The organism is Arsukibacterium indicum (assembly GCF_019100565.1).
Lineage (GTDB): Bacteria > Pseudomonadota > Gammaproteobacteria > Enterobacterales > Alteromonadaceae > Alishewanella > Alishewanella indicum.
This window is the reverse complement of sequence record NZ_JAHRID010000005.1, coordinates 335,018-341,271: the sequence shown is the minus strand read 5'-3', so window position 1 is coordinate 341,271 and position 6,254 is coordinate 335,018. Positions and strand designations below refer to the sequence as shown.

The window sequence follows — 6,254 nt, the reverse complement described above, 5'->3', positions numbered from 1 at the left end:
TACACCGCCAGGCTCCCAATTCAATAAAACAGCCCCTCTCGAAAGAGCAGGGGCTTTTTTATTGGCTATGATTTGGCGGTGTATTGCTCGAGCAGGGCGACCCCATGCGACAAACATGCCAGGAGCATGTTTGGACAGCTTCAGCGGGCCGCGAAGCGGCGAATCCCAGGGATGGGGTGAGCAATGTAGTACGCCGCCCAACGATCCCGGCGTTTTAGCCGCCATGCTTTATCTTCCCAAAAAACTATCCCAATCTTTCCATACAGGTTGTAAGCCTTGGTGCGAAAGTGCCGTTGCTACTTGTTTTGGTGAGCGGGTATCATCAATGCTGAATTGCTCTAAATTATCCGGATCGACACTGTAGCCACCTGGCTGGGTTTTAGAGCCAGCGCTAATACTGGTTATGGCCAGCGGTATTACCTGCTGGCGAAATGTAGCAGACTCACGGGTGGATAAACTGATTTCAAGCTCAGGGGCAAACAGCCGAAAGGCACAAATTAACTGGATTAGCGCTTTATCGTCAATGGCTGTTACCTTGTCAGAACCGCCACTGCAGGGGCGGATCCTGGGTACTGATAAACTAAAGCGGCATTGCCAGTAACGCTTTTGCAGATACTTAAGATGTTGCGCCAGAACTATTGCATCGGTACGCCAGTCGGTCAGGCCCAGTAAAATGCCCAGGCCGATTTTATCAATACCGGCATTGCCCACTCTGTCAGGTGCATCCAGCCGCCAGCGGATATCTGATTTTTTGCCTTTTAAATGAAACTGCTGATACGCCGTGGCATTATAGGTTTCCTGATATAGCATCACAGCATCGACACCCAGGCTTTTCAGCTGTTGGTATTCAGTGGTTGTCAGCGGTTGTACTTCAAGTTGAATACTGCTGAAGTGGCGCCTGATCACAGGCAGCACCTGGCAAAAGTAATCAATACCTACTTTTCGTTCGTGCTCACCGGTTACCAGCAGGACCTGATCGATACCAAGTGCTTTTATTGCCAGACATTCCTGTTCTATTTCCGCTAAATTTAAAATGCGACGTTTAACTTGCTGGCTCATCGAAAATCCGCAGTAGCTACATTCATTGGCACACAGATTTGATAAATACAGCGGTGCAAAAAATTGCACGCTATGGCCAAAACGCTGACGGGTAAGCCGCTGCGCCTTAGTTGCTATCTGAGCCAGTAGTGGCAGTGCTGCCGGCGACAGCAGCGCTTGCAGATCATATATGCTCAGCTGGTTTTTAGTTAACGCTGCCTGTACCTGACTGGCTGAAAAACTGCGGCTTTGCAGTTGCATGCTCTGCCAGTGTTGCGGTTGCCATTGCTCGCTGAAACTCATTGCCAGATCCTCACAGCGTTGTCAGAAAGTCAGTGAACGGACTGGAAGCCACCGCCTGCGGCTGAGCTGATGCCAATCCAGCAAGATAGGCAGCGCGGCCGGCTCTTACCGCATTAGCAAAGGCGCCAGCCATTGCCACCGGATCTGCGCTACTGGCAATGGCAGTATTGACCAAAACTGCCGCAGCGCCCAGCTCCATTGCTGCAGCCGCATGAGACGGGGCACCCAAGCCAGCATCAATGATGACCGGAACCTGAGCCTGCTCAATAATAATTTCCAGCATAGCCCGGGTTTGTAAGCCCTGATTCGAGCCTATAGCGGCACCAAGTGGCATCACTGCCGCACAACCTGCTTGTTCCAGTCGTTTACACAATACTGGATCGGCACTGCAATAGGGCAGTACCACAAAGCCCATTTTAACCAGTCGCTCTGCTGCCAGCAGTGTTTCGACTGGGTCGGGCATCAGATAGCGCGGATCCGGATGGATCTCCAGTTTAAGCCAGGACGTTTGTAAGGCGTCACGGGCCAGCTCTGCAGCAAATATTGCTTCTTTGGCAGTTTTGGCTCCGGCTGTGTTAGGCAGCAGCTTAATATTCAGATTTCGCAGCGGTGTCAGTAAGTCGTCCTGTGGTTTATTCAGCTCCAGTCGTTTTATTGCCAGCGTAACCAGCTGGCAGTTGCTGACTTTAACAGCCTGTTGCATCAGCTGGCTACTCGCGAATTTACCACTACCGAGCAGCAGCCTACTGTTAAAGGTCTTATCAGCAATCTGTAACATCTCAGCCTCCGGTAACAATCTGAAAAAGTTGCACGTTATCATTGCTTTGCAGCTTATGCTCTGACCAGCAGCGCTTGCTGATCACGGTATTATTAATAGCTACCGCCAGACCTTCACTTGCCAGCTGTTGCTGCTGCAGTAGCTCAGCAACCGTGCAGTTGCTGGTTAATTGCAACAACTGTTCATTAAGTCGAATATGCATAATGCGCCTCCAATTTGTACTGCCGGAATTGTTGTCTCAACTGCATAAAGGCGCGTTCCGGATCGCTATGCTCAGTGATTGCTGATACTACCGCCACACCATCAACGCCGCTGCCAACAACTGCGGCCAGCTTCTGGGCGTCAATACCGCCTATTGCCACTGTCGGAATATCCTGGCAGATTGCGGCATAGTACTTCAGGCGCTTTACCCCTTGCGGTTTGGATTGCATCTGTTTTGTTTGGGTTGCAAAAATATGGCCGAGAGCGACATATGATGGTTTCAATTGTCTGGCTCTAAGCAGTTCCAGGTAATTGTGGGTGGAGATACCCAGATGTAAACCTGCATCAGCAATTGCTTTCAAATCGGCCGTAGCTAAATCTTGCTGGCCCAGATGTACGCCATAAGCGCCATATTTAATGGCTAATTTCCAGTGATCATTAATGAATAAGCGCAATTTGTAATCACGACTAAGTTGAACTGCCTGAACAATTTGTTGTGCAACTTCGCGTTCTGAGCCATCTTTAATGCGCAGTTGAATCACATCGGGTTCCAGTGGCAGCAACCGTTTCAACCACTGCACGCTGTCGATAACCGGATACAAACCAATGGGCACGGCCATACTGGCAAAGCTGAATTGTTGCATGCAACCTTGCTGGGCACGGTAATCCGCAGGCCAGTGTAACTGAGGAAAATAGCGATACTCTGACGGCCAGCCGTGATGTTGCATGCAGCCCGCGCCGTTACCGGTCGGGTAACCGTGCTCAAGCGCTTGTTGTAAGTAGGCTGTAGCGATGATAACGGCGTCATGCAGAGGGTAATCCTGCGCGCATCCTGCAGCTATGGCAGCAGATAACACGCAGCCGGTACCATGAGTATGAGGTGTTGTTATTCTCTGGTGTTTAAGCTCGAAATAACTGTCTTTTTCAAACAACTGATCGGTAACGACATCGTCACTAGTACTGTGGCCACCTTTAACCAATACAGCTGTCTTAGCATGTTGTACCAGCTGTGTTACCTGAGCTGAAATGGCGGCATCCGGCATGCCGGACAGTAGCGCTAGTTCCGGCAGGTTAGGGGTAATAAGGTCCAGCAGTGGCAGCAAGTTGCGCCATCTGCTGATAAGCCGGCCGCTGGCAAAGTTATGGCCGCTACTGGTGCTTAGTACCGGATCGGCAATAACCCTGAACGAGTGGCGGGGTTTATTTTTTTCCAGCCATTGTCGCAGCAACAGCAATAACTGTTCATCCGGGATCAGACCAATTTTAATGGCAGCAGGCGGCATATCGCTGAGCAGACAATCAAGCTGAGATTGCAGCATCGCTGGACTGACAGCTTCTATGACATTGAATGTCATACTATTTTGGGCACTAACCCCAGCGACAGCACTGCAGCCATGGCAACCAAGAGCGGTAAAGGTCAGTAAATCTGCCTGAATACCGGCGCCGCCACCACTGTCTGAGCTGGCAATAGTCCAGACAATGGGTTTGCTTGCGATATGTTGCTCAGGCATCTTTTAACGCCTCGTCCGCAATTTTTTCCAGCTGTACTTGTTGATTTAACCGCATAGAGCAAAACTTAGGGCCGCACATAGAACAAAACTGCTCCGTGTCTGCTCCTTCATGACTCAGCGTTTCATCGTGATAGGCCTTGGCGGTAAAGGGGTCCAGTGCCAGATTGTACTGATCCTGCCAGCGAAACTCATAGCGGGCTTTGGACAAGGCATTATCCCGCTGCTGCGCAGCCGGATGGCCTTTGGCCAGATCAGCCGCATGAGCCGCAATTTTATAGGCAATAAGCCCCTGTTTTACATCTTCTTTATTGGGCAGGCCTAAATGCTCTTTTGGCGTGACGTAACAGAGCATGGCACAACCAAACCAACCGATCATCGCTGCGCCAATACCAGAAGTAATATGATCATAACCCGGAGCAATATCGGTGGTTAGCGGGCCAAGCGTATAGAACGGTGCTTCGTGGCAGTGCTTCAGTTGCTCGGTCATATTCTCCTGAATGAGTTGCATCGGCACGTGGCCCGGCCCTTCAATCATAACCTGGACATCATAACGCCAGGCGATTTTGGTCAGTTCGCCCAGGGTACGCAGCTCGGCAAATTGCGCTTCGTCATTGGCATCAGCTATGCTGCCAGGACGTAAACCATCGCCCAGCGACAGCGAAATGTCATAGGCGGCACATAATTGACAGATATCTTCAAAATGCTGATACAGGAAGCTTTCCTGATTATAAAGCCGGGTCCACTGCGCCATAATGGCGCCGCCCCGCGAGACAATGCCGGTAACGCGTTTTGACGTGAGCGCCACATAATCTTTTAGTACCCCGGCATGGATGGTAAAGTAGTCAACGCCTTGTTCGGCTTGTTCAACCAGGGTGTCGTAAAATATCTGCCAGTTAAGTTTACTGACATCACCGTTTACTTTTTCCAGAGCCTGATATATCGGCACTGTGCCAATAGGCACCGGACTATTGCGCAAGATCCAGTCTCGGGTTTGGTGAATACGCCGGCCGGTTGATAAGTCCATTACTGTATCGGCGCCCCAACGGGTTGCCCATACCAGCTTCTCTACTTCCTCTTCAATACTGGAACTGACTGACGAGTTGCCGATATTGGCATTAACTTTTACTTTGAAATTCCGACCAATAATCATTGGCTCGGCTTCCGGATGATTAATATTGGCTGGAATAATGGCGCGCCCGGCAGCCACTTCCTGCCTGACAAACTCTGCAGTGATTTTTTTTGGGATCGTAGCGCCAAAGCTTTCACCAGCATGACTGCGAACGCCATCCTCTGCTACCATGTTTTCTCTGAGTGCAATAAAATGCATTTCCGGAGTGATAATGCCTTGTCGGGCATAATGCAGTTGGGTGACGATTTTACCGGGTTTCGCCTGCAGGGGCTGGTGCTCAAATTCAGTAATTTGTTCATCCAGCGCAATGTCAGCGAAAGGGGGCAGCGGTGAGTGCATAGTATCGGCCCGGTCCATAATCCAGTTCAGCCGCAGTTTGGGCAGACCTTTTAAGACATCTAATGGTTGGGTCGGATCGCCGTAGGGGCCTGAGGTGTCATAAACCGGCAGCGGGGCGTTGGGCGTCGTTGTGCCATCTGGCAAACGACTAGGTGTTAAATGGATATCTCTTACCGGCACCTGCACCTTGCTGTTGTTGCATTGCAGGTAACGGCGGGTTGAACCCGGAAAGGTTTCGCCCTGTAACGCCTGAATATAGGCGCGGGCATGAGCACGTAAATCGCGTTTAGATATAGCAGTAACAGACATAGCAAACTCCGGTTAACAAGTTGAGGTTGCTTGTCCGGAGTGGGGGCAGGTGACAACAAGTCGCCAATCCGCCAGCCGGATTGGTGCCGTTTGTTATGTATTGCATTTCCCCTTGTTTCCCTTCGCAGGTATTAGCCTGATCAGGTTCAACGGATCCCGTTTTCACGGTCTCAGCCCGCTGTAAACAGCTGGGCACTCCGACAAGTAGCGATAGAGTATAAGGGTAGGTTATTGAAATTGAAAGGCCAATATTAATACTAGCATACTGCTACTAGTCGGAGTTGTTAGTCAGGATGTTGTGCTTTATGTTGAAAGCGTAACCCAGTGTTACGACTTGGAGCATAATAAAAAAAGGAAATAAAATGAGAGATGTATTGTTTTTTGATTCAATGCTAACCCCGAAAATTATTACTTTTGTCTATTGGTTATTGTTGTTAGCGGTCTTAGTCAGTGGTATCGGCTCAATATTCGGTTACGGTGGTTTTTGGTCCGGGCTGGGTATTTTAATATTTGGCAGTATAGGTGTGCGCATTTGGTGTGAATTATTAATCGTGCTGTTTAAAATTCATGAAAACCTGAAAAAACTGGCCGACAAAGAATAAACCAAAACACCGGTTTTATACCGGTGTTTTTTATTTAAACTAAG

Annotated in this window: 6 protein-coding genes and 1 riboswitch; of the genes, 1 reads left to right on the top strand and 5 read right to left on the bottom strand. The window is 49.7% G+C overall.

The features are described from left to right. Positions 1-228: 228 nt before the first annotated feature. From thiH to thiC, 5 genes are read right to left on the bottom strand one after another with little or no spacing between them, the layout of a single operon-like run. Entirely contained in the window at positions 229-1,341 is a 1,113-nt protein-coding gene (gene thiH, locus KQY15_RS12815; protein ID WP_217669757.1) for a 2-iminoacetate synthase ThiH, read from the bottom strand. 10 nt (positions 1,342-1,351) lie between these two features. Further along, complete coding sequence (locus KQY15_RS12810) at positions 1,352-2,119, bottom strand: thiazole synthase (RefSeq protein WP_217669755.1); 768 nt, start codon at positions 2,117-2,119, stop codon at positions 1,352-1,354. A 1-nt stretch (position 2,120) separates the two neighbouring features. Further along, positions 2,121-2,321, bottom strand: coding sequence for a sulfur carrier protein ThiS (gene thiS / locus KQY15_RS12805; RefSeq protein WP_217669753.1), 201 nt, complete (start codon positions 2,319-2,321; stop codon positions 2,121-2,123). Further along, positions 2,305-3,831, bottom strand: a complete 1,527-nt coding sequence (gene thiE, locus KQY15_RS12800) for a thiamine phosphate synthase (RefSeq protein ID WP_217669752.1) — start codon at positions 3,829-3,831, stop codon at positions 2,305-2,307. The genes thiS and thiE overlap by 17 nt, the downstream gene beginning before the upstream one ends. Next, positions 3,824-5,608: a phosphomethylpyrimidine synthase ThiC gene (gene thiC / locus KQY15_RS12795; RefSeq protein ID WP_217669750.1), complete on the bottom strand. Its 1,785-nt coding sequence runs from the start codon at positions 5,606-5,608 to the stop codon at positions 3,824-3,826. Before thiC ends, thiE begins: the two co-directional genes overlap by 8 nt. A 99-nt stretch (positions 5,609-5,707) precedes the next feature. Continuing rightward, a riboswitch (TPP riboswitch) is annotated at positions 5,708-5,818 on the bottom strand. A gap of 152 nt (positions 5,819-5,970) precedes the next feature. Here thiC and KQY15_RS12790 point away from each other — a divergent pair. Next, positions 5,971-6,210, top strand: coding sequence for a DUF4282 domain-containing protein (locus KQY15_RS12790; protein ID WP_217669748.1), 240 nt, complete (start codon positions 5,971-5,973; stop codon positions 6,208-6,210). Positions 6,211-6,254 lie beyond the last annotated feature (44 nt).

What these genes read in the sequence shown, in the direction of transcription:
- thiH (WP_217669757.1), bottom strand. Translation starts at nt 1,341, where the DNA reads ATGAGTTTCAGCGAGCAATGGCAACCGCAACACTGGCAGAGCATGCAA.
- KQY15_RS12810 (WP_217669755.1), bottom strand. Translation starts at nt 2,119, where the DNA reads ATGTTACAGATTGCTGATAAGACCTTTAACAGTAGGCTGCTGCTCGGT.
- thiS (WP_217669753.1), bottom strand. Translation starts at nt 2,321, where the DNA reads ATGCATATTCGACTTAATGAACAGTTGTTGCAATTAACCAGCAACTGC.
- thiE (WP_217669752.1), bottom strand. Translation starts at nt 3,831, where the DNA reads ATGCCTGAGCAACATATCGCAAGCAAACCCATTGTCTGGACTATTGCC.
- thiC (WP_217669750.1), bottom strand. Translation starts at nt 5,608, where the DNA reads ATGTCTGTTACTGCTATATCTAAACGCGATTTACGTGCTCATGCCCGC.
- KQY15_RS12790 (WP_217669748.1), top strand. Translation starts at nt 5,971, where the DNA reads ATGAGAGATGTATTGTTTTTTGATTCAATGCTAACCCCGAAAATTATT.